Consider the following 24,336-nt stretch of genomic DNA (forward strand, 5'->3'; position numbering starts at 1 on the left):
AAGGGACGAGTGTATTCTCGCGGTACCACCCTAATTCAAGTCTGTTTTTACAAAACGGGCCGTGCAAAACGGATGCCCAAACAAACTCCTCATTGACATGGTAACGGTATGGAACCGGCAAGCCGTTAGTAAAAGCGTACGCTTCGTTCCCGGCTGCTACTCGAAGGGGGTAGATCCATATCGTCTCGCAGCAAGCTTCCAGCCAAGGCCCGCCTCTCTAGAGCGATCTCGATATCGTCCATGTCCTTCTCATCGTATTTGTAAGCGATATTCACTCTTGTTGCTGCTAATTATAGTTTAGTCGGATTGTTCCCGTCAAGTACACGTCTTTGCCCAAGGCATAACGAACAGGAATGGCAGGTGATGAGCCTGCTGTCAAAAATGCTGCGGATCGTTTGCACAAGCCCCGGCTTCTCCCCGGCCATGTGCAGAACGATGCTCTCCGGTGCCAGTGTAACCAGCGCGCTGACCAAGTAATCTTCATCGCGGCATTTTTGTTCGTCCATGCTCAGCACGGAATCGAGCTGTTCCAGCCAAAGGCGGTCTCCCTTTTTGTCATAAAGATGGAAAGGTTTGTCCACACTAGGAACAACATGGACCACTTCCTGTTTCACTTCCTGTACGGCGATAAAATAGCGCAGAAGCTCGACAAATTCCTGGTATTGCTTGTCTTCCAAATATTCGTCGATTCCCGATTCGACCAGCTCGAACAGTTCATTCCAATGCTCCTGCAGCCGGAACCTGACGAACCCCAATACGTTGATAGTTCGCTCCTGCTCCAAGTATAAAAAGGCTTTGCGGTAGACGTTTGCCTTTCGAGTCGTGGCGGCCAGCAGTTCGCGTCCGTCCAGCTCGATCTCTCGGCACATGCGCTCAATGTAGGGAAAAATTTCCGGCCATTCTTCTTCCATCTGCTCCGCCGCCAACAGATCGGCAGCCATTTCCTGCATGATCGCCGGCTCTTTGACCTGCGTCACCCACTCCGCCAATGTCAATGCCACAAAAGCTCTCGCCCACTCTATCGTCTGCGCATCGTATTCCTCTTCGCACCAGCTTTGAAAAAGGAACGTGCAGTAGTCGTCCTGTTCCTGCTCCTTGTATGTAATGCGCACCGGGGCAGTATTGACCCGCTCCATCATCTCATTTACGATAACGCGATACGTGCCACTATGCTCAGGGACATTCTCCAGCAAGACGCGAAACGTTTGCATTTTCATCCCCCCAACCGCAATTGTAGTTACAGTATATGTCCCTTTATGGGCGATATACTTTTAAACGATTGGAAACCGGGGATTGGAAGTTGTCCGTGGGGATAGAAAAACACGCTGCCAGATCGTCTGTTCCGCTCTTGCGAAAAGACGATCTGGCAGCGTGTTGCTGAACGTTTTTTCATTTAGTTTTGCATCACAAAATCTCTTTCCGCCATCTCGCCGTCCTTGAACACGCGCAAGATGTCGTACTGGGTGTTGCGCTGCGCCGGGATTTTGCCTGCACCGCGGATCAGTTCGAGAATCTGGTTGGTGTTCACCTTGTAGGTACATGCGGCTGCCGAGACGACGTTTTCTTCCATCATCGTCTGACCGAAATCGTTTGCCCCGTAGGAAAGGGAAAGCTGGCCGTACTCTGGACCCATCGTCACCCAGGAAGCCTGGAGATTTTCGAAGTTGTCCAGCATCAGTCGGCTGATCGCCAGCGTCTTGAGGTATTCCTCCGGCGTATTGTTCACGGCTTTCATGTTCGTGTTGTCCGGCTGGAACGTCCAGACGATAAACGCCTTGAAGCCGTGCGTCTCGTCCTGTGCTTCGCGAATGCGCATCAGGGACAGCACGCGCTCCTCCATTTCCTCGCCGAAGCCGATAACCATCGTCGCCGTACCTGGCAAGCCGATGCGGTGAGCAGCTTTTTGCGTGTCGATCCACTCTTTCCACGAGCCTTTCAGGCGGGAAATTTTGCGGCGGGTACGGTCGTCGAGAATTTCGCCGCCCGCTCCCGGCAACGAATCCAGCCCTGCGGCCTTCAGTTCCTTGAGCACGTCTTCGACCGTCATGTTGGAAACTTCCGCGATTTTAATCACTTCCGCTACCGACAAGGAGTGCATCGTAATTTGCGGGAAGCGCTGCTTGATCGCGCGCAGCAGGTCGGTGAAATAGTCGATCTTCAGATCCGGGTTGGTCCCGCCCTGCATCAAGATTTCCGTGCCGCCGACGTCAATTGTCTCCTGAATCTTTTGGAAAATAGTCTCTCTGGGCAATACATAGCCTTCGCTTGAACCGGGACGACGGTAAAAGGCGCAAAAGCGGCAATACGTATCGCAAATGTTCGTGTAGTTCACATTTCGGCTGATGACAAACGTGGCAATGGGCTCTGGGTGGTGCTTTTGCATCACCAGATTGGCGTAGTGTCCGATCTTCTCAATTTCATTGCTGGCAAACAGCGCGAGGCCGTCTTCCAGGCCAAGTCGTTCTCCGGCAAGGGCACGTTCCAATATAGCATCGATCATAAGGATCACTCCTCGTACCTTACGTAAATTCCATTCCACATGATATCACAATCGGGACATAACGGCTATAGTTCGGGGTGCTGGCACAAACAGGGCGCGACGATGGTACGACGAAAAACAGCCCCGCCAAAAGCAGGGCTGTCCGTTTCTGTTGCTATAGGTATCATTCATATCCGATCTGCTCATACACTTCCGGTTCCCAATAAATGACGGTTTGCGAAAGCGGCAGATTGGTTTCGCGCGCGCCATTCGGCTGGCCGTTAAAGTAAATGATTTCCGTCACGGCTACCCGATCTCCGCGCACGTCAATTTCTCCCGTCAACTGCAAGCTGGTTCCATCCGGCGCATAAAAAACGACTTTCCCCGATCCCAATGTCTTCATGGGTTCCTCCAATACTGTATGTCCTTCTTTTCTATACTAATGGATATTATTTCCTATCGTCAATGAAAAAGCGAGGGACTTCTTTACCACCCGCCTCCTCTTCTTCCGGGCCGAATCGCGCAGGACGAATCTCCCCAAAGCGAGAAGACGCCAGGAAAACGTAACCCCCCGGCGTAGAAAAACGTATTCCCTACTGTTGGATCAGCCAATTGGCGGTCTGTGTTTGGACAAAGCGGCATATCCTAACTACTGAAATGCGATTTTTTCCTGTATAATGGAAACCCGAGAGGAAACGTCCTAAGGAGATGCTCATGCTCGATCAAATCACACAACTGTTCATGCAATATGGAATATGGGGACTCTTTGGCATGGCATTTTTGGATTCGTTCATCAGTCCGATTCCTCCCTTTTTTATGCAAATTGCGATGAGTCTGCTCGACCCCGGTTCAGCGCTCCGCTTTGCGACCGTGGCCTTTACCGCCTCGATTCTCGGCGCGCCGATCGGCTTTTTGCTCGGCAAATGGCTCGGCAAACCGATTTTGCAAAAGCTGCTTCCGGAAAAATGGGTCGTGGTCGCCACCGAGAAATTCGCCAAAAACGGGGACGCTGCCGTGCTGATCGGCGCTTTTACTCCGATTCCGTTCAAGGTGTTTACCGTGCTGAGCGGCGTGTTCAACTACTCGCTGACAAAGCTCATGCTCTTTGCCATCGTCGGCCGGGGCTTGAAATTTTTTCTGATCGGAACCTTGTTTCACCTGTACGGCAAGCATGCCAAAGTGCTGCTGGATGAATACTTGGAGGTCACTCTGCTGGGCGCCGCCGCGCTTGTGGCGATCGGCTGGTTCATCTGGAACAAGCGCCGAAAACGCTATGCCTGAAAAGCTGTCGTGACAACCAAAAACGCCCGGGCGTGCCATGTGCAACTGCCCGGGCGTTTTTTCGCTTGTTTTTTTCAGGTAGCGGAAGCAAAGGCCGTCTGCTGCTGGAGCGCTTCCACCGGGATCGGCTCGCAGTCCAGCAGTTCGCGGAAAAACTGGACGTCCAGCAGTTCGTCGCCTTGAATGCCGCGCTTTGCTTTTGGCGTCAAATGCTTTTGCGCATACAGCTTTGCCAGCACGTATTTGCGCGCGTTGTTGTCTTTGGCCACCTGGTCCTCGGCCTCGCTGACGATGCAGGAGAGCGCGTACAGGTCGATCATGTGGTCGGCGAGCGCCTTCAATTTATATGTCACATAATCAGGCGACTGCCGGAAAAGATAGGCGATATTTTCCTCCAAAACCGCAAGCTCTGCTTGCAATAGCTCGGCAAACGGCTGTGAAAAGGCGTGACGCCAGCCTTCGATACGGGAGCGCAGCAGCCGGGCGAACACGACATGGCTGTTTTCTTTTTGCATGACGCGCAAAATGTCCAGGGCGAGGATGTTGGACGTGCCCTCCCAGACCGTCAAAACCTGGGCGTCACGCAGCAGGCGCGGCGTAACGTACTCTTCGATAAAACCGTTGCCGCCGTGAATCTCGATCGCCGCATGGGCGGCCTCGACAGCTTCCTCTCCGGTCCGGTATTTCAGCAGCGGAATCAGCAGCCGGGCGAGCGCCATGTCTTCGCGGCTTCCCGAGCCATCCTGCAGGCGGTCGTACACGGCAATCATGTCAAACACCGCGCCAGTGCTCACTTCCGTATCGAGCAGCAGGCTGACCAGCATCTCTCTGACCATCGGATATTGGTCGATCGGGTTTTGGAATGCCCGGCGCTGGCTCGCGTAATATTTCGCTTCGTACAGCGCCCGGCGCATAATGCCGATGGATGCCACCGCGTTGCAAATGCGCGACAGGTTAAGCGCCTCCGCCATGTATTTGAAGCCGTTTTCCGGCTGGCCGATCAAGTAGCCTTCCGCTCCATGGAGCAGGATCTCGGCAGACGGCACCGCGTTCACGCCGAGCTTATCCTTCAGGCGCCGCACCTCGATCTGATTGCGCGTCCCATCCGGCTTGAGCCACGGGACGAGAAACAGTCCCAGCCCTTTTGTGCCCGGCTTGCTCTCGTCGATTCGCGCCAGCACGGTGGCGACCATCGCCCCTGCATTGCTCGCGAAAAACTTTTCGCCTGTCAGCCGATAGACGCCAGACTGCCCCTCCACGGGCTTCGCCACCGTGAGATTCGCTCCCACATCCGAGCCGCCCTGGCGCTCCGTCAGCCAGGTCGCGCCCTCGTACAACCGGGTGCGATCCCGCGAGGTCAGTCCGCTGAGATACTGCTTTTTCTGCGCGTCGCTTCCGTAGCGGTCGATCAAGTACGCCGCCGACATCGTGAGCGTGACAGGGCAATAAAAGCCCGGCTCGGTCTGGCTGACGAGATAGCCCATCAAGAACGAATAGCTGTAGGGCGCCTTGCGTCCAAGCTCCGGAATGTCGTGGTACAAATAGCTGACAATCCCCGCTCCGTACACGTCCGCCACCGTTTCCTTGTAGCCTTCGTTCGTGATGATCTCCGAGACGTCCTCGCCCAGCCGGTTGTATTTGCGCAGGCGCGGCTTGCCTTCCCGATCCGTATAGGCGGCCCGCTCTTCCAATGGCCCCGCCGCTTGTGCTCCCAGCCAATGCAGTTGCTGTGTCGCCCACTCGTGCATGGCGGCAGGCAAATAGCGTTGGAGCAAATAATGAAGATTTGGATCGGCGGCGAAAAAGTTTTGCTCGCTGCCCGGGCGCGGATGAGGGATGTTGTCACTGTACCGGCGCTGGTCGATTTTCGCTTGCAGCTCGCTCATGTCAGCTCCACTTCCTTTTCCGAGGTCGAATCGCGCAAGACGTGCTTGAGCACTTTTCCGCTCGTATTTCTCGGCAACTGAGGAATGACTGCCACCTGCCGCGGCAGCTTGTAATCGGCGAGATGGCCGCTCAAAAAGCCGCGCACCTCCGCCAGCCAATCGCGGTTCGCGTCCACGTCCGGGCGCAGCACCAGATAGGCGGTCACCGTCTCGCCCCACTCCGGATGCGGCAAGCCTACGACGGCCACTTCGGCAATCGCCGGATGGCGCTCCAGCAGTTGTTCAATTTCCTTCGGGTAAACATTGATCCCGCCCGTAATCATGACGTCTTTTTTCCGGTCGATGATCCACAGGAAGCCGTCCTCGTCGAAGCGCCCGATGTCCCCCGTGTAAATCCAGCCGTCGCGCAGCGTCTCTATGGTCGCTTCGGGGGTGTTATAGTAGCCCTTCATCGAGCCTTCGCCGCGCACGCGCACTTCGCCGGGGGTACCCGCCGGGACGGGAAGGCCGTTTTCATCCACGACTTCCACTTCGGCAAACAAAACGCCGCGGTTCCCGACACTGCCCACCTTGTCCGGGTGCTCGCGATGCAGCAAGCGCGTGCCAGTAGGCCCGGCTTCGGTCAGGCCGTAGACGCACGCCAGTTTGTCCCGCCCGTATGCCTGCTCCATCTGCGTAGCCATTTCCTTGGACAAAGGAGCGCCGCCGTACATCCAATATTCGATCGACGACAAATCGTACTTGGCAAACTCGGGATGCTTCATCGTCAGCAAGTACGCAACTGGCGCCCCGAAGAAATGCGTAATCCGGTGTTTTTGCACGAGCGACAAAAGCAGCTCCGGAGAAAAGGTGAGCGCCATCACCTGCGTCGCTCCCACCATCAGCCCCGAGATGAAGAACAGATGCAGCGGTGCGGAATGGCTGAGCGGCATGAGCTGGAGAATCCGCGAACGATGCTGGATCGACAGCTCGATCGCCATCATCTTGGCGACGGTCAGCAAGCTTCTGTGCGTATAGAGCACACCTTTTGGCCGCCCGGTCGTGCCTGACGTGTACAAAATGCTGACTTCGCTGTCTTCCGTCAGGTCGGGAGCGTCCGGGTTGATCGCAAATTCATCCAGCCGCGTCAGGACGTCTTCTTCCGTCTCCCAGGCCGCGGTCCCTACCCACGCTCCCTGGCTGTTCCCCGTCTTGATCGCGATCAGCCCTGGCTCCTCTTCGATCCACTCATTGACGGCATGGACGAGAGCTTCGTGAACGATCAGCGCTTTTGCCTGTGCGTGCTCGCAAATATAGCGCACCTCTTCCTTCGTCGACCGCGCATTGATCGGCACGACAAGCGCGTGGCAGCGAATGACGGCTATGTAAAAGAAAGCAAACTCCGGGCAGTTCGGCAGCATCAGCACGACGCGATCGCCCGGCTCGACCCCTTGCTGTCTCAAGCGGTAAGCCCACCTGCTTGCGATCTCGTTCCACTCGGAAAAAGTAACTTCCACCTCTCCCGCAACAAGCGCAGGCTTGTCGGGATATTTGCGTCCGTTGGCAGCAAGCAAAGCTGATACGTTCATCGTTTTCCCTCCCCATGTTCTTCCAGCAGTTTTTGTTCGAATCCTTGCTTGTAGGCGAGAATGTCTTCCCTAAGTTGACCCAGCTCCCTGATTTTTTCATCAATCTCCGCGAGCTTCTGGTTGCCGTACTCAATCGCGCGCAAAAGCTGGGCGCGTCCGCTGCGGTCCTCGCCAAACAGCTCGATCATCTCGCGAATTTGCTCCAGGGAGAACCCGAAGCGCTTTCCCCGCAAAATCAAGCGCAGCCTGGCCCGGTCCTGGCGGCTGTAGTACCTGATTCCCCGCTCCGTTCGCGCCGGCAAAATCAAGCCGACTTCCTCGTAGTAGCGGATCGTTCTCGTGCTGACATCCAATTCTTGGGCAAGATCAGAGATCGACCATGATGTTCGCTTTTCGTCGGCTTCTCTGTTCATGTACGCCTGCTCCTTCACGACACTTTTTAAATATTCAGAAATGATTGACTAACCATATTTTACCTCCCGTTTACGTTAACGTCAACGGAAGCTTCCTTGCTGCGAAAAAATTCGCAGGAGCATTCACCGATCTGTTATACGCCCATATATTGTCATTGTGAGTTTTAGGAGGAGGTGAAGCAATGGCCGTCATCAAAGCGAACAGTAATGACGTCGATATGCTTGCCCGATTGATCCGCGCTGAAGCGGAAGGAGAAGGCGAGCTGGGCATGCTCATGGTCGGCAACGTCGGCGTGAACCGCATTCTCGCCAACTGCCTCGATTTTAAAAACATTCGGACGATGCGGGATATGGTGTACCAATCTCCGGGCGGGTATGAAGCCGTCCAAAAGCCGTACTTTTACCAGCGCGCCCGCGATCGGGAAAGACGGTTGGCCAAGCGCACAATTAACGGGGAGCGAACCCGTCCCGCCACCAATGCGCTTTGGTTTTACCGCCCGACCGGAAACTGCCCCCCTACCTGGTGGAATCAGGCGAATTCCGGGCGTTACAAGGCGCACTGCTTCTACGTTCCCTCACGAGAGGATTGTCCGCGCGTTTACTAGCAGATAGATAAAGGAGCGAGTTCATCATGAGTCAGCAAATCCCCTACCAACCTTATCCATACGGGTATGACATGTATCCTTCCACCCAGTTTCCCTACGGGATGCAGCAACAGCAGCCGCAATTGGTTCCTATGCAGCCAAGCGGCGCGCTGATCCCCGGCACGCCTTACACGCCTGGGCAAGTCATGGAAGAATCGTACATCGAAAACATTTTGCGCATGAATCGCGGCAAAGTGATTACGGTTTACCAAACGTTTGAAAACAACAGCCAATGGAACGCCAAAATTTTCCGCGGCGTGCTGGAGACAGCCGGGCGCGACCACATCATCCTCAGCGACCCGCAAACAGGCAAGCGCTACTTGCTGCTCATGGTCAATACTGACTACATCACGGCAGATGAAGAACTGAACTACATTCCTCCTTCTCTTCCTCAAGGGGTTCGCTAAGCTTTGGCCTCAAGCCCAAAAGGATAGCTTCCGTCTGCACGCCGGACGGAGGCTGTCTTTTTGTTATAATAAGGAGAACGACCAAGCTCGCAAGCGATGCGAGCCAGCTTGAAAAGGAAGAGGATGAGACTTCGTGGCATTTGGCATTTCGCGATTAGAGCTGAACCAGTGGAAACAGGCCGTACAGCGCGGGGAAATCGCTTTTTTGACCCATTACTGGCTGGACCCGCGTTTTCCCGGGATAAAGACGGTGACGAAGGTAGGCTGTGCCGACACGCAAAAGCTGGCGGACTGGTGCACAGCGAACGGGCTGAACCCCGCCTATATCCACCATCGCCAGCCGTTTCCCCACTTTGACCTGATCGGGCCCAGACAAAAAGAGATTTTGCAGCGGACAGGGCTTGGCGACCATCTGGAGCGCTTTCGCCTGCTGGACGACTAAACGGCAAACAGGCCGCCCGCAAAAAGGCAGCCTGCTGCTGATCGGCCCCACTACATCCGCTTTTCCTGATGGTAGCCGCGCTCGTTGTACGGAGCGAGCTTCTCCACCCATTTTTCTTCCAGTTTTTCCAAAGCATCCTTGACATCTACATTCGGGTCGTCCTGTTGCTTCAGCACTTCCAGCACCTCGAACTCGAACGCGTCCGCCCCCAGCTCGTTCCATTCCTTTTGCAGTTCGCGGTTCGGATGCGAGCCGTGCTGCAGCATGAATTTTTTCCCGTTGATCGTTTTTAAGTTCGCGCTGCTCGCCACCAAAATTTTGCCGTTCACCTTGTTGCGAATCTGGTAGACTCCCGCTTCGCTTTTGACTTCTTTGTACATCTGCTTGAGCGCTTGCTTGCGATTCGCAGACTTCTCCTCCTGCGCCTCTTCGCCGCTGTCCTGATCCGTGCGCCAGTAGGCACTGCCATCTGCCTCTCTGGTCAAAAAGCCGTAATCGATCAAATACCGCCGCAGCGTGACGTAATCGGCGCAGACAGCTTGCAAAATGTCATTGACTTCCTGCTCGCTGTAAATTTTGTCCGGCGCAAAGTGCTTGGCGACTTCGCGGCAAACGACGAGCCTGTGCTTGTGCTTGCGCGGAATCCGGTCCAGAGCATGGCTTCGCCCCTGCGGAAAATATTTTTGCAAAATCGCTTCATACTCGGCAGAGCCGGACTCCACCTGGACTTCCTCCTGCTTTTGCGGCTTCCCCTTTTTCGCGGCAGCAGGCGGGCCGTCCTGATCCGCTTCGCGCAGCAGCTCCATCAGCGTCAAAAACACTTTTGCCTGCCGCTCCTTTTCCTTTAGCGCAAAGCGATGGTTGCGGATCGTAGAAGCGCTGCCAATGCCCAGCTCCGCCTGCACCTCGGCGTCTGACTTGCCGGCAAAAAACAGACGCAGCAGGCTTGCCTGATGGTCGGAAAGCCCGCTCAGCCGTTTGTCCAGCCCGCTCAGATGGGCAAACACCGATTCATGCTCTTGCTCGATATGGTGGCGCATATAGCGAGACGCTTCGAACAGGGCGCCGTCGACCGGGTAAATGATGCCTTTTTCCACTTGCTCCCCACACAGCAGGCACAAGTAATCGTGCGTCCGCTCCACAAACCCTTGCTTGGCTTCCTGCAAAGATGCGTTCCAAAACTGTTCCATCACGTTCAAATCAAACACATCCTCAATTCGTTTGTTTTATTATAGGCAATTTAACACTATGTTTGTTTTATGTCAAAAGAAAAAAGCTCCATGCCGCGCAACTGCGCAAACAAGGGAGCTTTTTGTCTATCGCCTCCGCTATGCTTTTATCGTCTCCAAAGTCTGGCTGACGAGGGCAAGCTCTCGCAGGAAGGCTTGCCGATCACCCTTCCAATAGTTTCCCTCTGTTATTCCCCGATTTTGCCGATAGCGAATCGCCAGCCGGTTCACCAATCGACTGACCTCCAGATGCCGGATTTCGTCCATCGTGAAAAAAACCCCATATTCATAAAACGCCTGCTCCCACAAGCGGGAGCGCACCACATGTCCGTATATTTTCAGCGGGACTGCGCACAGCTTCATCTCAAACTGCAGGACGAGCTGATCGCTGGCAGGCATTTTGAGGTGAGACAAAAAACACAATCCTCTTGCCCCGATATCCTGAACCAATACCTTCGAACTACCAATTTCCATGGTTCTTCCTTTTACCAGGACAATAGTCATGTCCGCACAGAGGGGATACTCCAGCTTCAGTCTGAAATGTTCGCGTCGATTGCCCTCTGGTCTACCTGCCATTGTCCCCATCTTCCTTTACATTGTACTTCGGCCAAACAGTCAAGTGAAGCGCTTTTACGCGTCCGGCACCAGCTTGCCTCTGCCGCTTATTCGCAAGCGTCGCCATCGACTGGAAGCGCTTATGCCGCAAAAGAAAAACAAGCGTCGTTATAGCTGACGCCTCGCTTATTTTTTCTGCTTCTTGTGCCGTATTTCCTGCAACTTTGTGCCAAATTGTTCCCACAGCTCTCTTTGGTCATACTCGATCGAGTCGCGCTTTTCCAATCGAAAGAGGAGCTTTATCACAAACCAGACAACCAGCAAAAAAGCAAAAAAGATGACCATGGTAAAATAAATCATAAGTTCCGCCCCCTCCCCATTTGTTACCAAGATATGGGGAGGAGCAAAATAAGATTACCATTCGTGGCAAAATAATGACAATTCCAAAATTAAAAAGCGGTCATACTCTGCGGCTTCTGCGCGGAGGAAAAGAGCCGATCCAACTGCGGCAAGAAAGCTGTATCGTCCAGCTCGACCATTCCGTACTCGTACAACTTGCTGAAACGGACAACCCCCATCACGAGCGAGGAGAAATCGGAAATGTCCAGTTCGACCGACACGTCGGCTTGTCCATCGCGGGCGACATGAGCCTGTCCGTGCTGGAACTGCACCAGCCACGTCCCTTCGTTTTCCGGCAGGAACGAATCGCGCACGGTCAGGCGCAAGCTTATTGTCTCTGCGCCAAAGCGATGCTCGGCGAGCTGGCGGAAAAAGCCCGGCACGTCAATCACCCGGTACATCAGCCCGACTCCCGAGACATGGCTCTCATGGTAGACGCCGGGCAAAAGCCTGTCGGTGCCATTTCCCGGGTCAGACAAGAGCAGGTGAAAATCTTCGTCAGGCGTCGTCAAGACGATCCGCTGGATTTGGTCTGCCTGACTGTGCAGGAACGAAAGGAGCTGGGCCAGCGATTCGCGCGACTCGTACAAAAGCTCCTTGACCACGAGGTTGTTGTAAATCTTGTTTTCCGCGTGAGCGCTTTCAAATTGGAAGGCGATATAGCCTGTCAGCTTGCCTTCTTTCTGGACGCCGACCACGACTTTTTCCGGCACGTTCAAGAGGCTGTCGATATCCCGCTCCGTCCGCCGGATCATCCCGTGCGTCTGCCGGGCAACGCGCTGGTAGCAGGCCAGCACCTGCTCCTTGTCTTCTTTTTTTAAGTACACGATCTGTTCCTTGCCTGTATAGGGCAGGCTCGCCGGCTTGAATTTGTATTGATAGATTTTGCTGCCTGCGCCAAAGCCCATCTGCTTGTAAAAATCGACACGAAACGGATAGAGCGAGACGAGCGGAATCCCCCGCTCCCGATAAGCCGAGAGGAATCCATGCAGCATCGCTTTTGCGACCTTTTCCTTTTTGTGCAGCAGGTCCACGGCCACCGTACCGATTCCCCCCGTCAGCAGCGGGATGCCGTACACATACATGGAAAGGTCGTACCACTTCATGATCCCTACGAGCCGACCATCCCGATAGCACCCGTGATAGCTGACATTCGGGTCATTTTCCAGCGTGCTTTTGACGCGTTCTGCGAACTGCTGTCTGCTTTCCGTCCCCAGGAGGTTGCTTCCCGGATAGGCCATGGCGGCTATTCTGACTACCTCGTCAATATCGTTTCGAGAAACAGGGCGAATCTCGTCCATCGTCACACACTCCTGTCTGTACACGCTCGAATGAACTTCCGTCTAAAAAAATTTTATAGAATCATAGTGGGGCATGGCAACATATTTTTGGATATTTTGGAAAACTCCCTATTCAGCCACCTTTGTCTGTCTACCGCAAAAAGCGCCGACCGGGCGGCCGACGCCTAGATTATGCAGCTAAAGAGAGTAACGCATTCATTAATTAAATGAATTCATCCATTAAATCAATTAAAGAAATAATGTTCAGAATATAAAAACTTCATAATTTTACATATTTCTACGTTTTTTCCATCAAATCTCCTTTAATATATAAAATATCACTAGCGTTGCATTAATCTTTTCATACCATTCAAAATCATCATAACTTTCAGCGTTCAAGTGTTCTCAGGCATAAAAAAATCCTTTACACTGGAAAGGTCAGGTAGTTCCTGTCCAAATCCAACGCAAAGGATAGACCATGGACAAGAATACCCTATTTTCTTCATTTGGTAAATACATTTCACCCATTAATATTGTGAAATTTCAACAACGGATAGACGAAACGGATCAGGACAAGTACGTGAAAAAGTTAACGACCAAAGCATATCTACTCCTGTTTTTGCATGCTCAACTTCAGCAACGAGAAGGACTCCGAGCCATTGCAGATGATGTTTTATCAAAGAAATTCCAGCAAGAGTTAGGACTGTCGTCGATTAGTCCCGCTCAGCTTAGTCGCAAAAACAATCGAGTAGATCCAGCTTTGCTTGAAGAAATATTTGTTGACCTTGTAGGGCAAATTCAGAGACACTCGGGCAACACGTATTCCCTTCGAAAAGACATGAAAATCATTGATTCTACAACGATTGGGCTGTGTTTGCAGAAGTACAAATGGGCAACTTTCCGTAAAACCAAGGCTGGCATCAAACTTCATCTTCGTCTCGTCTTTGCCGACCAGGGGGATGTGTATCCTGAAAAAATAACCATCACGGGTGCCAAGTCCAATGACCGCACTCAAATGGAATCGTTGATTGATGAGATCGGTATGATGTACGTCTTTGATCGAGGGTATGTGGATTATGAAAAATTTGATGAATACACGGACAAAGGCATCTTTTTCGCTTCTCGTCTAAAAGATAACGCCGAAATCCGTCATCTTTATGAATTCAAAATCCCCTTGGAAAGCTCCGTTTTATCGGATTCCATGATCCTTCTTGGAACGCCTCAAAAGCGGGTAGATAACGTGCTGCGACTCATTGAAACGCTTGATTCGAAGGGAAATCTCATTCGAATCATTACGAATCGGTTCGACCTGGAAGCAGAAGAACTCAGCGACATCTATCGTTGGCGTTGGCAAATTGAGCTGTTTTTCAAGTGGATAAAGCAGCATGTAAAGATCAAGAACTTCTATGGAACGAGTGAAAATGCGGTACGAAACCAAGTATTACTCGCACTCATTGCCTACTGCCTGTTGCTCCTTGTCAAACTGGAACAAAACAGTCAGCACAGCTTGTTGCAGATCAGGAGATGGCTAAAAGTGTTTCTTTGGCAAACGTTCGAACAATGGATAGGTAGAATGAATTACCAGTCCAAACGAACATCCAGAGGGCGACAGAAAAGGAATTAGGTATTGGTTGCTGTTATCACGATTGTAATAAATGTATAAAACTACCAAATGGACAGTGGCTACCTTTTGCTTGGTTGCTGCCGTTTTTGGTTGTGTAGCTGAAAATGTCATTCAGAATACTTCGACAAATTACGAACGCATTTTTTATGCAACGCTAGTGATAAAATATATTCTATATCATCCAAAAATATGCAGGAGGGGTTTGTTGCTGCACTTTCTCTTACGCTGTCTTTAGCTACTTCAATTTCTCCGACATTTGCCGCTGACGAAGGAAAGAAAATAGTTCAACCAAATCTAGGATGTGTCTGAAAACTCATTATTGAGTTAGTTTAAAGATGGACGCGACATATACAAACGCTAGGAATGATTTGGCCAGCTTGTCGTAACGAGTAGCGATTCGTCGAAAATGTTTGATTTTATTGAAGAAGCACTCCACCAAGTGCCGTTCTTTATAGCGGTACCAATCCACTTTCCAAGGATTTTTATTATTCGCTTTAGGCGGGATGGTGTACGCTGCCTGCTTAGCCGTAATCCAATGCCGAATGCCTTCTGAGCCGTAGGCTTTGTCACCAACAATATGGCTTCCCGTAAGATCAAACCCTTGAAGCAAATTGATCGCTGGAACGGAATCATAGACGTGCCCCCCCGTGAGAAGAAAAGCGAGGGGATTCCCTAATCCATCGACGACGGTATGAAGTTTGGTTGTCTTTCCGCCACGGCTGACGCCTATGTGCTGATTTACTTCGTGTCCTTCTGCGTTTTTTTAGCACCCGCACTGTGTTGATGAGCTTTGACCGATGTAGAATCGATGCTCAAGTTTTCAAAGTCAGGTTCTACGTGAAGAGCTTGGAAGATGGCGACAAGTAATCCGGTATCTCTCCACTTGCAGAAGCGACTGTAGACCGTTTTCCATGAACCATAACGTTCTTCCGGCAAATCTCGCCAAGCCGCACCACTTCGGGCAATCCAAAGAATGGCATTAAACATGGTACGATTACTTAATTTGGACGGACGTCCTGTTCGATAGGGGGGGAACATGTCCTGAATTTGTTCCCACTGTTCATCGTTTATTTCGTACCGTCTTTGAATCATGCTCGTTGCTCCATTCGTTTTTCCTAAATCATACCACATTTTCTTTAGTTTTCAGACACGTCCTAGTTATTCATTCACAATTTTTTAATCGCTGAATTGAGAAGTACTTTCAACACAAAGCAAAAGAGGCATCGCCCCTCTTCGCCCAAGCGAGAGAGCCGTGCCTCTTCGTGTGTTGCCTGTTGTTATTCCGTTACTTCTACAGACCAGCCAAACTTGTCTTCCCGCTCTCCGTACTGGATGCCAGTCATCGTTTCGTACAGTCTGGTCGTCAACGGACCTGTTTTCTCCCCGTTGATAATCATTTGATGGCCGTTCCAGTTCAGATCGCCAACCGGAGAGATGACCGCCGCCGTCCCTGTGCCGAACGCTTCTTCCAGTTGTCCGTTCTTGTGCGCCTCATACAAGTCTTCGACGGAAATGCGCTTTTCTACAACCGGAATGCCCCAGTCTTGGAGCAACTGGATGGTCGAATCGCGGGTGATCCCCTCCAAAATGCTGCCGTTCAACGCCGGGGTCCACACTTCGTCCCCTACTTTGAAAAACACGTTCATGCTGCCGACTTCTTCGATGTATTTATTTTCAACGCCATCCAGCCAAAGCACTTGCTCGTAGCCTTTTTCCTTGGCTTCTGCCTGTGCTTTCAAGGCGCCTGCGTAGTTCCCTGCTACTTTTGCGTTGCCCGTACCGCCTCTGACTGCGCGGACGTATTTGTTTTCCACGTAAATTTTGACCGGCTCCATGCCATTGGCATAGTAAGCACCGACGGGAGACAGGACGATAATCAGCTTGTACGTGTGCGAGGCACGCACGCCGAAACATGGCTCTGTCGCAATCACGAACGGACGAATATAGAGCGACATGCCGCTTTCTGCCGGAATCCACTCTTTTTCCAGCGCCACCAACTGCTTCAGGGCGGCGACCATGAACTCCTCATCGACTTGTGGCATGCTCATCCGCTCCAGGGAGCGATTCATCCGTTTGAAGTTTTGATCCGGGCGGAACAGAAGCACTTTGCCTTCTTTGTTGCGGTATGCCTTCAGTCCTTCAAAAATCGCTTGTCCATAGTGGAAGACCATTGCCGCCGGATCGAGTGACAAGGGAGCATACGGAACGATTTGTGGATCGTGCCATCCTTTGCCTTCCGTGTAATCCATGGTGAACATGTGATCGGTAAAATGTACGCCGAACCCCAGCTTATCGAGCGCTGGCTTCTCTTTTTTGTGTGCTGTCCGGGTAATGGTTAACTGACACTCCATCCTCTACATCTCCCTTAGTTTATGAAATTCTACCTTTTTGAAACTGAGCTTATATATTTAAAATAGCAACTATTTCGAACGATTGCCAGCGTAACTTTCTGTTTGCCAGGAAGCGGCTACCCGATTGCTTGCCCTGTCAACTGGCAAAGCGCGCGATGGCGTCGACATTGTACACGTCCTTGCCTTTTTCCAAAGCCGCAATCAGCCGTTCATGGCCAAAGCCATACCTTGCCCGAACGCCGCACAGCCCGTACGATTTGGAAAACGTGCGCAAAACGAGCAAATTCGGATAGCGGTCTATAAGCGAGATGACACTCTCATCCGAGTCGGCAAAATCCATGTAGGCTTCGTCGACGACAACCAACCCGTCCATGCCTTCCACCAAGTGGATCACCTCGGCTTGCGAAAGCAGCAGTCCCGTCGGCGCGTTCGGGTTGACTAGCACTACGGCTTGCGCCCGCTTTTACGCAGCGCCTCCCCATCAATGGAAAAATCGTCCCTGGTCGCAACTTTGATGCATGTGGCCTGGTAGCCAGCCGCCACCGAATGATAGAGCGGAAAGGAAGGGGCGGGGATCGCGACTTTTCCTTCGGGACCGACGAACACCTTCATCAGCAGCGAAATCAGCTCGCTGGAACCGTTGGAGCAAAACGTTTGCTCTACCTTGACGCCATACTGGGCGGCCAGCTCGGCACGCAATTCCTCGCACCTGGAATCCGGGTAGCGGCGCAGTTGCTCTTCTGTGATCTCGCGCAAAGCTTTTAGCACCTGTGGCGAAGGGGGATGCGGGCTTTCGTTCAGATTCAGGCGAATCGCTCCCGCTTCGGGAAGCGGCTGCACCCCCTTCTGCGTAGCCCGGCATCTGCTCGATATGCGGCAAAACGATGGTCATTTTCCTGTCTCCTCCTCGTACATACTTTCTCATCCCTGCTTCCGGTTCTCTCTGCAAAGATGGTATGATGTACCTACCATATCCTTAATTTTACAAAGAAGAAAGATCCAGTTTCCCGCTTTTTCAAGTGCCAGGTACGAAAGGAATGGAGATGGACCCGGCTTGCGCTCCCGGATCGCCAGCTATTTGCATCAAATCCGCTGCTCACCCGATCAGATCGTCGTCGGCGCGGGTACGTATCACTCGCTCGACCTGCTGTTTCAATTGCTAAAAGAAGACGTGAAGACCCTCGCCTTGGAGGAAGCCGTCAACGATGGGGTGAAAGCGCTACTGGGCCAATACCCGTTTTCCTGTCGGCCGCTGCGCCTGGAAGAAGACGGTATTTGTCTCGAAGATGTTGCGGCCAGTCGTGCCCAGGCGATCTATTTGACGCCTTCCCACCAGTTTCCGTACGGGACGACGGTCTCTGACCGCAAACGAGCATGGCTGTTGGATTGGGCCAAAAAGACGGGCGGCTACCTGATCGAAAACGACTACGACGGAGAATTTCGCTACGGGGCAAGGCCCATTCCCTCGCTGCAAAGCCAGGACGACAGCGAACGCGTCATCTATGTGGGCACGCTTTCCCGAGTGCTGTGTCCCTCTTTTCGGCTCAGCTATTTACTCTTGCCCCGCTCGCTGCTCGCCCGCTTCCGGACAAAGCGCAACAGCTACGACCAGTACGCCTCGCCGATTTTCCAGCACACATTGGAGTTGTTCATGCAATCCGGAGACTTTCATCGGCACGTGCGAAACATGCGCGCGCTCTACAAGCGCAAGCACGATGTGCTGCTTCATTCGCTCGAGGAGCATTTTCCTGCGGGCAACATCATCGGGACAGGGGCCGGCCTGCACATGCTGCTGCAGCTTTCCGCGGAGAGAAGCGAAGCGGAAATCGTGGAGCAGGCGCTCGGCAACGGCGTGAAAGTATATCCTACCTTCGCCTACTCGCTTGTGCCCGCGCGCTCGTGGCCGCCCACGATCCTGTTCGGCTTCGGCGGATTGTCCGAGGCGGAAATCCAGGAGGGGGTCAGACGCTTTGCCCAAGCGGTTTACGGGTGAGCAGGCGGCAAAAGGCAAAAGGAGCGCCCCCTCTTTTGCAAAAACAGCTACTATGCCCGGATCACTTCGATTAGTCCTGATCTGCGCGGGAAGCGTATATGATGAAACAGAGCGGAGTGAATTGTCATGAGTGAGTTTTTGGTCATCGCGATTCCACTGTTGTTAGGAATTGTCGGTTTTGTTTGTCTGCTCCTTGGCTTGTTTGGATACCACCCGAAACGGATTCGCATCAATCTCACCATTTCCGGCATCTGCTTTTTCCTGTTGTTCGCGTATCTTATCATCGGTTATTTTTACACGAATCAGGCTGCTTCCGCGTTTTTGCTTTGAAGTTGCCTGCCGATGCACGTTCCAGCATTGTCACAAGGAGGTTTTACGCCCATGAACATTCGCGCTGAAAAAGCGTTGCCAAAAAAAATCGCCATCGTAACGGGGGCAAGTCGATTGCGCGGCATCGGCGCTGCCATTTGCCGAAAATTGGCTTCCCAGGGGGTCGATCTGTTTTTCACCTACTGGACGGCGTACGACAAAACGATGAACTGGGGAGTGGAAGACCATGAGCCGCACCAGTTGCGCGAGGAGCTTTCACGCTCCGGGGTGAGATGTGCGAGCATGGAGATTGACCTGTCCCAGCCGGATTCCTGGCTGCGTGTCCTCGACGAAGCGAACGCACAGCTCGGTGCGCCCTGTATTCTCGTCAACAACGCCTGTCATTCGACTACAGATGGTTACCAGGCGCTCGATGCGGCCAGCCTGGACGCCCATTACGCCCTCAATGTCCGGGCGCCGATCATGCTCAGTGTGGAATTTGCCCGCCGATTCTCGCAAGGCGCCCACGGCCGGATTATTCATATGACTTCTGGACAGTCCAAAGGCCCGATGCCGGGCGAAATTGCCTACACCGCCACAAAAGGAGCCTTGGATGCATTCACGGTGACGTTCGCTGCGGAAGTGGCCCCGCTTGGGATTACCGTCAATGCCGTCAATCCGGGGCCGACTGACACCGGCTGGATGTCGGCGGAGCTTGCGCAACACATTCTTGCGCGCAGTCCGCTGGGCAGAATCGGCCAACCGGAGGATGCCGCCCGTTTGGTTGCGTTTTTGGCGAGCGAGGAAGCGGGCTGGATCACGGGGCAAGTCATCCATTCGGAGGGAGGCTTTCTGCGTTGAACCGCCAAAGGTTGCCAGCCTGGCCGAGTACAGAAACCTATAGAAAAAGCACAATCCGCTCAAGTCTGGCAGATTGTGCTTTTTCATTTGGCAGCGAGGCTATTGCGACTTGATCGGCGACTTGCCGTGACGGCGGTGGATTTCCATGTACTCGTAGCTGCCCTGTGCCGCGTGCAGGCGAACGGGACAACCCAGCTCGTCGCTGTAGCGCTTCGTGACGACCAAATTCTCGACCGTCTGCGTCTCGATCCGCTCAGGCGCGAGCATCCCGCGAATCAGCCCGTTGTGCGCGCCGTCAAAATCTTTGACAAACTGGACGGCCCGCTCAAGCCCTGCCCGCCCTTCCGCTTCGTTCCACACGACTTCGATCTCGCCGTTTGCCTTGACCACGCGCATGCCGGACTGGTAGCTCGGCCCCATGTACATGCGCAGTCCAAGACGTCTTGCATGCTCGGCCGCTGCTGCCAGCTCCTCGTACGTCTCCGACCAGCGCTTGTAAAACACAGAGGTGATCGGCATCGCGGTCGTCACCCCGTTCAGGATCAGTTGGCTGTAGGCGTAGAGCGACTTGAACGACTCTTCTTCCGGCGTCATGACTTCGCGGTAGCCTTTGCGGTAGTACGCTTCCGACCAGAGCAAGTTTTTGTTTTTTTCCGCCGATACTTCCAGATGCACGATGTCGTGGTCGATATCGCCCAGCGCGTTCAAGTCGATAAAGCCAGGGCTTATGACAGCGTTTCCGGCGTCGATCACTTCGTCGACTTCCCCGGCATAATCATGGCCCACAAACAAAATCGTGTCGTTTTCGTAGACAACCTCCCCGTCCCTGATGATGACGTGGTCTTCCCCGTCAAAGCCGATCACGTATTTGGCTGTTATTTTCGTTTTCATACTGCTTCTCCCTCGCCTTCGCATCCATACTCTTTCTCTCCACTGTCTATCTGCGTGTCCTTTGTCAGTATAAGAAATATTCTGTCAAGTTTGTTGCAATTGCTTTGCATCTATTTGCACAATCTTTACTCCTTTGCCGGCTGCCCCCGCTCGTCACGACGCTTTTCTCCAACCTGATCGGCTTCGGGGCGCTCCTGCCGTTCCTCGTTGCCAGCCTGCCGCAAGTCGCGTACAGCCCTCGTCTTGCTTCGTGGCTGCTGCTGTTCGTCACGGCTGTGGTCATGCACGGCATCGTCACGCTGATCTGGAACAGCCAACTGCAAAAGGTCGGGGCGGCCAAGGCGGCGATGTTTTCCAACCTGGAGCCGTTTATCGCCATGCTGTTCGGCTTCTTTTTGCTGGCGAAGCCCATCACCGCCGTCCAGTTGTTCGGAGCGGTCCTGATTATCGCGGGAGTCACCTTGACCACGACCTCCAAGGAGCCGCGCGATCAGCACGAGCTGTCTTCGTTTCCTACGGGGGTCAAATAGTCGGGGTTTATTTCATACAAAAACAGTCGGAATTGTGGTTGAGATTTACAGCCGCAATGATTATACTAGACGGTAACGTGCCATCACGACTTTTTGCGTGAAACCACCCGAAAAAGACCAAGGAGGGCTGTTCATGTCTACGGTTAAGCTGTCCCAATGGGAAACGATGCTGCTTGAGGCGGCACGCGCCCACGGGCTCGTCGATGAAGAAATCATCCATAAGCTGAGAACGGGCGACCGAGGGCCTTTTGCCGATGTGGAAGGCGGGAAGTACGATTACACTCCCCTCTTTGAGCTGTACCAGAGCGATTCCGCCGCGCTTGAGCAGGCGATTCGCGACGGCTACCAAATCAAGTTCACGACGATGAACGGGATCAAATTTTTATTGAACAAACGCTACCGCCTTCTCGCCGAGCAGGACTACCAGGTAGAGGAGACGGCGCTGGACCAGGTTCGGCTGTCAGACGAGGCGCTGCAATGGATGCGCCAGACGGTCTCGAAAAACTGGCGGATCGTGGAGCAGGCAAAGCTCGCCGACAGCAAGGAAACGGTCGTCCGCTTCGAACTGGCTGCCTCTTGAATGCAAAAAGAGCACTTTTCCGCACGGGAGAGTGCTCTTTCTTTATACGTGATTTCGCGATTTCGTGAAAAAAGCATGCCTGGCATGCGGGACCTGGGCAAAACGTGAGCAAAAGCGTGCGGCTCTGCCGCTACCGAGCCTATTCGCTCCGGCAAAGCATCCTCATCCCGAGCAAAACCGCCCAGGCGCGGCTGTCCGCCTTGAAGAAAAAGCGCAGCGGCATGTCGCTGTCCACAAAGATCAGCGTGTCGCTTGCGGCAGCGCGGAGCGAAAATTCGCTGCCGGCGACTTCCGCTACAGGCGCTCCGTCGCGGATGAACAGGCGCACGTTGCCTCCTTCTGCGGAAGTATATGTCCCGACGAGCTTTTCCAGCTCCTCGCGGTCGAGCTGATACGTCGGGGCTGCGCTCTCCTTGTACGCAAGCGGCAGTCCCAGCGCGGCGTTGACCGCTGCCAGCCAGACGTTGCGGATCGGCACGTTTTCGAGATTGGACAGGACGACGCAGACGAGTTCTTTTTCCGGGACAAAGCCGAAGTTGGACGATACGCCCGGCTGCCCGCCCCCGTGCTCGACCAGCGTGACTCCCGCGTAGTCCCTCGTCGTCTTGAGCGCGTAGCCGTACCAGGCGTCCTTCGTCAGCCGATGGACGGGCTGCCACATCGTTTCCAGCCAGGCGGCAGGCACGATCTCCTGTCCCTGGTAGCGGCCTTTTGCCACATACAGGCTACCGTACACAAGCAAATCGTCCACGCTTGAACGAATCCCTCCGCCCACCTCGTAGTTGCCAAGCGTCGGCCAAGGGACCGCGGTGACTTGCTGCTGTTCCCCCCGCTTCGCATACGGGGTGGAGACATTGTCCAGGCGGGCAAGCTCCTCCAGGCTGAACGTAGAGCGATGCATCCGCAGCGGCGCAAGCAGCCGCTCCGTCATATAGCGGCGGTACAGCCGTCCGCTGACCTGCTCGATGATCGCGCCAAGCAGCAGGAACATGTCGTTGGCATAGCTGAAATACTGCCCCGGCTCCCCGAGGGCCGCGAACTCGACTTCAGCCAGGTAGTCCAGATGCTCGGAAAACCGGACCAGCTCTTCCCTGCGCAAAAGCGGCGGCACGCCCGACGTATGCGACAGGAGATGGCGAATTTGCACCTTGCTGGCATCGCAGCCTCTCAGCCGAAACGCCGGGATGTATTTGCCGACCGGATCGTCCAGCGACAGCTTTCCTTCGTGCGCCAGTTGCATGATCGCCGCTGCCGTAAACGATTTTGTGACGGAAGCGATGCCAAACACCGTAGATGGCGTGGCTGGCTCTTTCGTCACCAGGTTGCGCACGCCGAACCCTTTTGCGTAAATCGTTTCCCCGCGGTGCGACAGGGCGACCGCAAGCCCTGGCACGCCCTGTTCCTCCATGAAGCGTTGAATGTACGTCTCCAGCTCTGTCATTTGCAGCCGATCCATAGTCGCCTCCGTCCTTTTTTTCGCCTAGCGAATGGATGAAAAACCAGACTTGCTGCCCGCTTATCGCAGCGGAAGCGGCATGGCGTGAACCGTCCGCCCTTTTCGGCCTGTCGTCGTCACCGCCTGGGAGAGAGAGTTGTAGATCGCTTCCTCGGTCGCCTCTGCGGCTGCGGCAAACAGCTCGTTCATCACCGGATGGTCCTCGCGAAGCTGCACGCGCGTCTCCGTAACCGACTCCGTCCGGTGCGGGATCTTGTGCGCGGTGGAAAAGGCGATCGCGATGTCGCCGCTGCCGTGCCCGAAGTGGCTCCCGGTGCGGCCGAGGCCGATTCCTGCGCGCTTGGCGACACGCAGAAGCTGGCGGTCGGAAAGCGGCGCGTCTGTCGCAAGCACGATCATAATCGAGCCGTCCTCTTCCTTCTCGACTGCCTCTGCGGCCGCCGGCTCGCGAGGGGCACAGGCAAACAACCTGTCGCCCAAAAAGTCGTCCTTGCTGCCAAAGTTGGACAACACCAATGCGCCGAGCGTGTACGTATGCCCGGAGGCGGACACGACGCGCGAGGACGAGCCGATTCCGCCCTTGTAGCCGAATGCGACCATCCCTGTCCCCGCTCCGACCGCGCCTTCTTCTACGCCGTGCTCCGTTGCGTTTTCAATCGCCGCCACCGCGTCTTCCGGCCGCACGACGCAGCGGCGGATCGAATTGAGGTGGCCGTCGTTACACTCCCCGACCACGATGTTGACCGTCCCTGTCGTATCGCCAATCTCTTCATTCGTCGCCAGCATGTATTGCAGCGCGCCCTGTGTCACCGCCGGGACGGAAAACGTATTCGTCAGCATGATCGGCGACTCCAGCACGCCCAGCTCGTTTACCTGGACGAGTCCTGTCGTCTTGCCGAAGCCGTTGATGACGTAGCTGGCTGCCGTCACCTTTTCGCGAAACAGGCTGCCTCCGTGCGGCAAAATGGCGGTCACGCCCGTACACGCACACTCCCCGTCTTCCAGCTCATGCTGAATCGTCACATGGCCGACGCGCACCCCAGGCACATCGGTCAGATCGTTTTTCGCTCCTGTGGGCAGCTTGCCGACCACTACTCCCAGCTCGCGGATTTTCCCTTTTCCGGCACGCTTCATGACAGCTTCCTCCTTTCCCGTTCG

Annotated in this window: 26 protein-coding genes and 1 other annotated feature (1 of these 27 running past the window's edge); of the genes, 10 read left to right on the plus strand and 16 right to left on the minus strand. The window is 54.0% G+C overall.

What is annotated here, in order from left to right; translation table 11 throughout:
* Window positions 1-262, minus strand: a binding site (T-box leader) (it extends 2 nt beyond the left edge of the window).
* Between the two features lie 28 nt (window positions 263-290).
* The 3 genes from ytxC to BA6348_RS20905 all read right to left on the minus strand — a co-directional run bounded on the left by ytxC (window position 291) and on the right by BA6348_RS20905 (window position 2,882).
* Window positions 291-1,211 carry a putative sporulation protein YtxC gene (gene ytxC, locus BA6348_RS20895; RefSeq protein WP_007776531.1) on the minus strand — a complete coding sequence of 307 codons (921 nt, stop codon included), beginning with the start codon at window positions 1,209-1,211 and terminating at the stop codon, window positions 291-293.
* 182 nt (window positions 1,212-1,393) lie between these two features.
* Complete coding sequence (gene mqnC / locus BA6348_RS20900) at window positions 1,394-2,500, minus strand: cyclic dehypoxanthinyl futalosine synthase (protein WP_005836134.1); 1,107 nt, start codon at window positions 2,498-2,500, stop codon at window positions 1,394-1,396.
* 163 nt (window positions 2,501-2,663) lie between these two features.
* On the minus strand, window positions 2,664-2,882 hold the full coding sequence (locus BA6348_RS20905) for a hypothetical protein (RefSeq protein ID WP_005836136.1): 219 nt from the start codon (window positions 2,880-2,882) through the stop codon (window positions 2,664-2,666).
* A gap of 311 nt (window positions 2,883-3,193) precedes the next feature.
* Here BA6348_RS20905 and BA6348_RS20910 point away from each other — a divergent pair, with 311 nt between their 5' ends.
* Window positions 3,194-3,760 (plus strand): YqaA family protein, encoded by a 567-nt coding sequence (locus BA6348_RS20910; RefSeq protein ID WP_005836138.1) that lies wholly within the window; start codon window positions 3,194-3,196, stop codon window positions 3,758-3,760.
* 74 nt (window positions 3,761-3,834) lie between these two features.
* On the opposite strand, the gene BA6348_RS20915 is transcribed toward BA6348_RS20910, so the two are convergent.
* The 3 genes from BA6348_RS20915 to BA6348_RS20925 are packed head-to-tail and all read right to left on the minus strand — an operon-like array spanning window position 3,835 to window position 7,627.
* Entirely contained in the window at window positions 3,835-5,646 is a 1,812-nt protein-coding gene (locus tag BA6348_RS20915; RefSeq protein ID WP_122953456.1) for an acyl-CoA dehydrogenase family protein, read from the minus strand.
* Window positions 5,643-7,214: a class I adenylate-forming enzyme family protein gene (locus BA6348_RS20920; protein WP_005836141.1), complete on the minus strand. Its 1,572-nt coding sequence runs from the start codon at window positions 7,212-7,214 to the stop codon at window positions 5,643-5,645. The genes BA6348_RS20915 and BA6348_RS20920 overlap by 4 nt, the downstream gene beginning before the upstream one ends.
* On the minus strand, window positions 7,211-7,627 hold the full coding sequence (locus BA6348_RS20925; RefSeq protein WP_005836143.1) for a MerR family transcriptional regulator: 417 nt from the start codon (window positions 7,625-7,627) through the stop codon (window positions 7,211-7,213). Before BA6348_RS20925 ends, BA6348_RS20920 begins: the two co-directional genes overlap by 4 nt.
* A 182-nt stretch (window positions 7,628-7,809) precedes the next feature.
* On the opposite strand from BA6348_RS20925, the gene BA6348_RS20930 reads away from it, so the two are divergent.
* The 3 genes from BA6348_RS20930 to BA6348_RS20940 all read left to right on the plus strand — a co-directional run bounded on the left by BA6348_RS20930 (window position 7,810) and on the right by BA6348_RS20940 (window position 9,120).
* Window positions 7,810-8,232 carry a cell wall hydrolase gene (locus BA6348_RS20930; RefSeq protein ID WP_122953455.1) on the plus strand — a complete coding sequence of 141 codons (423 nt, stop codon included), beginning with the start codon at window positions 7,810-7,812 and terminating at the stop codon, window positions 8,230-8,232.
* Window positions 8,233-8,258: 26 nt separating this feature from the next.
* Window positions 8,259-8,678, plus strand: coding sequence for a spore coat protein GerQ (gene gerQ, locus BA6348_RS20935; protein WP_025844166.1), 420 nt, complete (start codon window positions 8,259-8,261; stop codon window positions 8,676-8,678).
* 133 nt (window positions 8,679-8,811) lie between these two features.
* Window positions 8,812-9,120: a hypothetical protein gene (locus BA6348_RS20940; protein WP_122953454.1), complete on the plus strand. Its 309-nt coding sequence runs from the start codon at window positions 8,812-8,814 to the stop codon at window positions 9,118-9,120.
* Between the two features lie 50 nt (window positions 9,121-9,170).
* Here BA6348_RS20940 and BA6348_RS20945 read toward each other — a convergent pair whose 3' ends face one another.
* The 3 genes from BA6348_RS20945 to BA6348_RS20955 form a co-directional block, all read right to left on the minus strand.
* Entirely contained in the window at window positions 9,171-10,319 is a 1,149-nt protein-coding gene (locus BA6348_RS20945; RefSeq protein WP_122953453.1) for a DUF2087 domain-containing protein, read from the minus strand.
* A 129-nt stretch (window positions 10,320-10,448) separates the two neighbouring features.
* Window positions 10,449-10,934 carry a PilZ domain-containing protein gene (locus BA6348_RS20950; protein ID WP_307723507.1) on the minus strand — a complete coding sequence of 162 codons (486 nt, stop codon included), beginning with the start codon at window positions 10,932-10,934 and terminating at the stop codon, window positions 10,449-10,451.
* Between the two features lie 419 nt (window positions 10,935-11,353).
* Entirely contained in the window at window positions 11,354-12,604 is a 1,251-nt protein-coding gene (locus tag BA6348_RS20955) for a GNAT family N-acetyltransferase (RefSeq protein ID WP_005836153.1), read from the minus strand.
* Between the two features lie 457 nt (window positions 12,605-13,061).
* Here BA6348_RS20955 and BA6348_RS20960 point away from each other — a divergent pair, with 457 nt between their 5' ends.
* Window positions 13,062-14,207, plus strand: a complete 1,146-nt coding sequence (locus BA6348_RS20960) for an IS4 family transposase (RefSeq protein WP_129552229.1) — start codon at window positions 13,062-13,064, stop codon at window positions 14,205-14,207.
* Between the two features lie 316 nt (window positions 14,208-14,523).
* Here BA6348_RS20960 and BA6348_RS20965 read toward each other — a convergent pair.
* From BA6348_RS20965 to BA6348_RS27730, 4 genes are all read right to left on the minus strand, one after another.
* A protein-coding gene (locus tag BA6348_RS20965) for an IS5 family transposase (protein ID WP_170206163.1) occupies window positions 14,524-15,299 on the minus strand; the annotation gives its coding sequence in 2 pieces (ribosomal slippage) (window positions 14,524-14,972 and window positions 14,972-15,299; 777 coding nt in all).
* Window positions 15,300-15,484: 185 nt separating this feature from the next.
* Window positions 15,485-16,558, minus strand: a complete 1,074-nt coding sequence (locus BA6348_RS20970; RefSeq protein ID WP_005828278.1) for a branched-chain amino acid aminotransferase — start codon at window positions 16,556-16,558, stop codon at window positions 15,485-15,487.
* Window positions 16,559-16,694: 136 nt separating this feature from the next.
* A complete protein-coding gene (locus tag BA6348_RS27725) occupies window positions 16,695-17,003 on the minus strand; it encodes an aminotransferase class I/II-fold pyridoxal phosphate-dependent enzyme (RefSeq protein ID WP_122953268.1) in 309 nt (102 codons plus the stop codon).
* Window positions 17,003-17,398 carry an aminotransferase class I/II-fold pyridoxal phosphate-dependent enzyme gene (locus tag BA6348_RS27730; protein ID WP_026557738.1) on the minus strand — a complete coding sequence of 132 codons (396 nt, stop codon included), beginning with the start codon at window positions 17,396-17,398 and terminating at the stop codon, window positions 17,003-17,005. The genes BA6348_RS27725 and BA6348_RS27730 overlap by 1 nt, the downstream gene beginning before the upstream one ends.
* A 214-nt stretch (window positions 17,399-17,612) precedes the next feature.
* Between BA6348_RS27730 and BA6348_RS20985 the strand changes: the two genes are divergently transcribed.
* The 3 genes from BA6348_RS20985 (at window position 17,613) to BA6348_RS20995 (ending at window position 19,721) form a co-directional block, all read left to right on the plus strand.
* On the plus strand, window positions 17,613-18,551 hold the full coding sequence (locus tag BA6348_RS20985) for an aminotransferase-like domain-containing protein (RefSeq protein ID WP_122953267.1): 939 nt from the start codon (window positions 17,613-17,615) through the stop codon (window positions 18,549-18,551).
* A gap of 126 nt (window positions 18,552-18,677) precedes the next feature.
* Window positions 18,678-18,881, plus strand: a complete 204-nt coding sequence (locus BA6348_RS20990; protein WP_005828271.1) for a hypothetical protein — start codon at window positions 18,678-18,680, stop codon at window positions 18,879-18,881.
* Window positions 18,882-18,932: 51 nt separating this feature from the next.
* Window positions 18,933-19,721: an SDR family oxidoreductase gene (locus tag BA6348_RS20995; protein WP_122953266.1), complete on the plus strand. Its 789-nt coding sequence runs from the start codon at window positions 18,933-18,935 to the stop codon at window positions 19,719-19,721.
* A 99-nt stretch (window positions 19,722-19,820) separates the two neighbouring features.
* On the opposite strand, the gene BA6348_RS21000 is transcribed toward BA6348_RS20995, so the two are convergent.
* Complete coding sequence (locus tag BA6348_RS21000) at window positions 19,821-20,612, minus strand: amidohydrolase family protein (protein ID WP_122953265.1); 792 nt, start codon at window positions 20,610-20,612, stop codon at window positions 19,821-19,823.
* A 104-nt stretch (window positions 20,613-20,716) separates the two neighbouring features.
* Here BA6348_RS21000 and BA6348_RS21005 point away from each other — a divergent pair, with 104 nt between their 5' ends.
* Window positions 20,717-21,142: a DMT family transporter gene (locus BA6348_RS21005; protein WP_005832330.1), complete on the plus strand. Its 426-nt coding sequence runs from the start codon at window positions 20,717-20,719 to the stop codon at window positions 21,140-21,142.
* A 133-nt stretch (window positions 21,143-21,275) separates the two neighbouring features.
* Window positions 21,276-21,722 carry a hypothetical protein gene (locus BA6348_RS21010; RefSeq protein ID WP_005832329.1) on the plus strand — a complete coding sequence of 149 codons (447 nt, stop codon included), beginning with the start codon at window positions 21,276-21,278 and terminating at the stop codon, window positions 21,720-21,722.
* Between the two features lie 139 nt (window positions 21,723-21,861).
* Here the strand turns inward: BA6348_RS21010 and BA6348_RS21015 are convergent, their stop codons facing one another.
* Together BA6348_RS21015 and BA6348_RS21020 are read right to left on the minus strand one after the other, a co-directional pair.
* On the minus strand, window positions 21,862-23,178 hold the full coding sequence (locus tag BA6348_RS21015) for a serine hydrolase domain-containing protein (RefSeq protein WP_007783740.1): 1,317 nt from the start codon (window positions 23,176-23,178) through the stop codon (window positions 21,862-21,864).
* Between the two features lie 60 nt (window positions 23,179-23,238).
* Window positions 23,239-24,312: a DmpA family aminopeptidase gene (locus BA6348_RS21020; protein WP_122953264.1), complete on the minus strand. Its 1,074-nt coding sequence runs from the start codon at window positions 24,310-24,312 to the stop codon at window positions 23,239-23,241.
* Window positions 24,313-24,336 lie beyond the last annotated feature (24 nt).

The organism is Brevibacillus agri, from assembly GCF_004117055.1.
Lineage (GTDB): Bacteria > Bacillota > Bacilli > Brevibacillales > Brevibacillaceae > Brevibacillus > Brevibacillus agri.

What these genes read in the sequence shown, in the direction of transcription:
- gerQ (WP_025844166.1), top strand. Translation starts at nt 8,259, where the DNA reads ATGAGTCAGCAAATCCCCTACCAACCTTATCCATACGGGTATGACATG.
- BA6348_RS20915 (WP_122953456.1), bottom strand. Translation starts at nt 5,646, where the DNA reads ATGAGCGAGCTGCAAGCGAAAATCGACCAGCGCCGGTACAGTGACAAC.
- BA6348_RS20930 (WP_122953455.1), top strand. Translation starts at nt 7,810, where the DNA reads ATGGCCGTCATCAAAGCGAACAGTAATGACGTCGATATGCTTGCCCGA.
- BA6348_RS21015 (WP_007783740.1), bottom strand. Translation starts at nt 23,178, where the DNA reads ATGGATCGGCTGCAAATGACAGAGCTGGAGACGTACATTCAACGCTTC.
- BA6348_RS20960 (WP_129552229.1), top strand. Translation starts at nt 13,062, where the DNA reads ATGGACAAGAATACCCTATTTTCTTCATTTGGTAAATACATTTCACCC.
- BA6348_RS21020 (WP_122953264.1), bottom strand. Translation starts at nt 24,312, where the DNA reads ATGAAGCGTGCCGGAAAAGGGAAAATCCGCGAGCTGGGAGTAGTGGTC.
- BA6348_RS20950 (WP_307723507.1), bottom strand. Translation starts at nt 10,934, where the DNA reads ATGGGGACAATGGCAGGTAGACCAGAGGGCAATCGACGCGAACATTTC.
- BA6348_RS20995 (WP_122953266.1), top strand. Translation starts at nt 18,933, where the DNA reads ATGAACATTCGCGCTGAAAAAGCGTTGCCAAAAAAAATCGCCATCGTA.
- BA6348_RS20970 (WP_005828278.1), bottom strand. Translation starts at nt 16,558, where the DNA reads ATGGAGTGTCAGTTAACCATTACCCGGACAGCACACAAAAAAGAGAAG.
- BA6348_RS20920 (WP_005836141.1), bottom strand. Translation starts at nt 7,214, where the DNA reads ATGAACGTATCAGCTTTGCTTGCTGCCAACGGACGCAAATATCCCGAC.
- ytxC (WP_007776531.1), bottom strand. Translation starts at nt 1,211, where the DNA reads ATGCAAACGTTTCGCGTCTTGCTGGAGAATGTCCCTGAGCATAGTGGC.
- BA6348_RS21000 (WP_122953265.1), bottom strand. Translation starts at nt 20,612, where the DNA reads ATGAAAACGAAAATAACAGCCAAATACGTGATCGGCTTTGACGGGGAA.
- BA6348_RS20925 (WP_005836143.1), bottom strand. Translation starts at nt 7,627, where the DNA reads ATGAACAGAGAAGCCGACGAAAAGCGAACATCATGGTCGATCTCTGAT.
- mqnC (WP_005836134.1), bottom strand. Translation starts at nt 2,500, where the DNA reads ATGATCGATGCTATATTGGAACGTGCCCTTGCCGGAGAACGACTTGGC.
- BA6348_RS21010 (WP_005832329.1), top strand. Translation starts at nt 21,276, where the DNA reads ATGTCTACGGTTAAGCTGTCCCAATGGGAAACGATGCTGCTTGAGGCG.
- BA6348_RS20955 (WP_005836153.1), bottom strand. Translation starts at nt 12,604, where the DNA reads ATGGACGAGATTCGCCCTGTTTCTCGAAACGATATTGACGAGGTAGTC.
- BA6348_RS20905 (WP_005836136.1), bottom strand. Translation starts at nt 2,882, where the DNA reads ATGAAGACATTGGGATCGGGGAAAGTCGTTTTTTATGCGCCGGATGGA.
- BA6348_RS20990 (WP_005828271.1), top strand. Translation starts at nt 18,678, where the DNA reads ATGAGTGAGTTTTTGGTCATCGCGATTCCACTGTTGTTAGGAATTGTC.
- BA6348_RS20910 (WP_005836138.1), top strand. Translation starts at nt 3,194, where the DNA reads ATGCTCGATCAAATCACACAACTGTTCATGCAATATGGAATATGGGGA.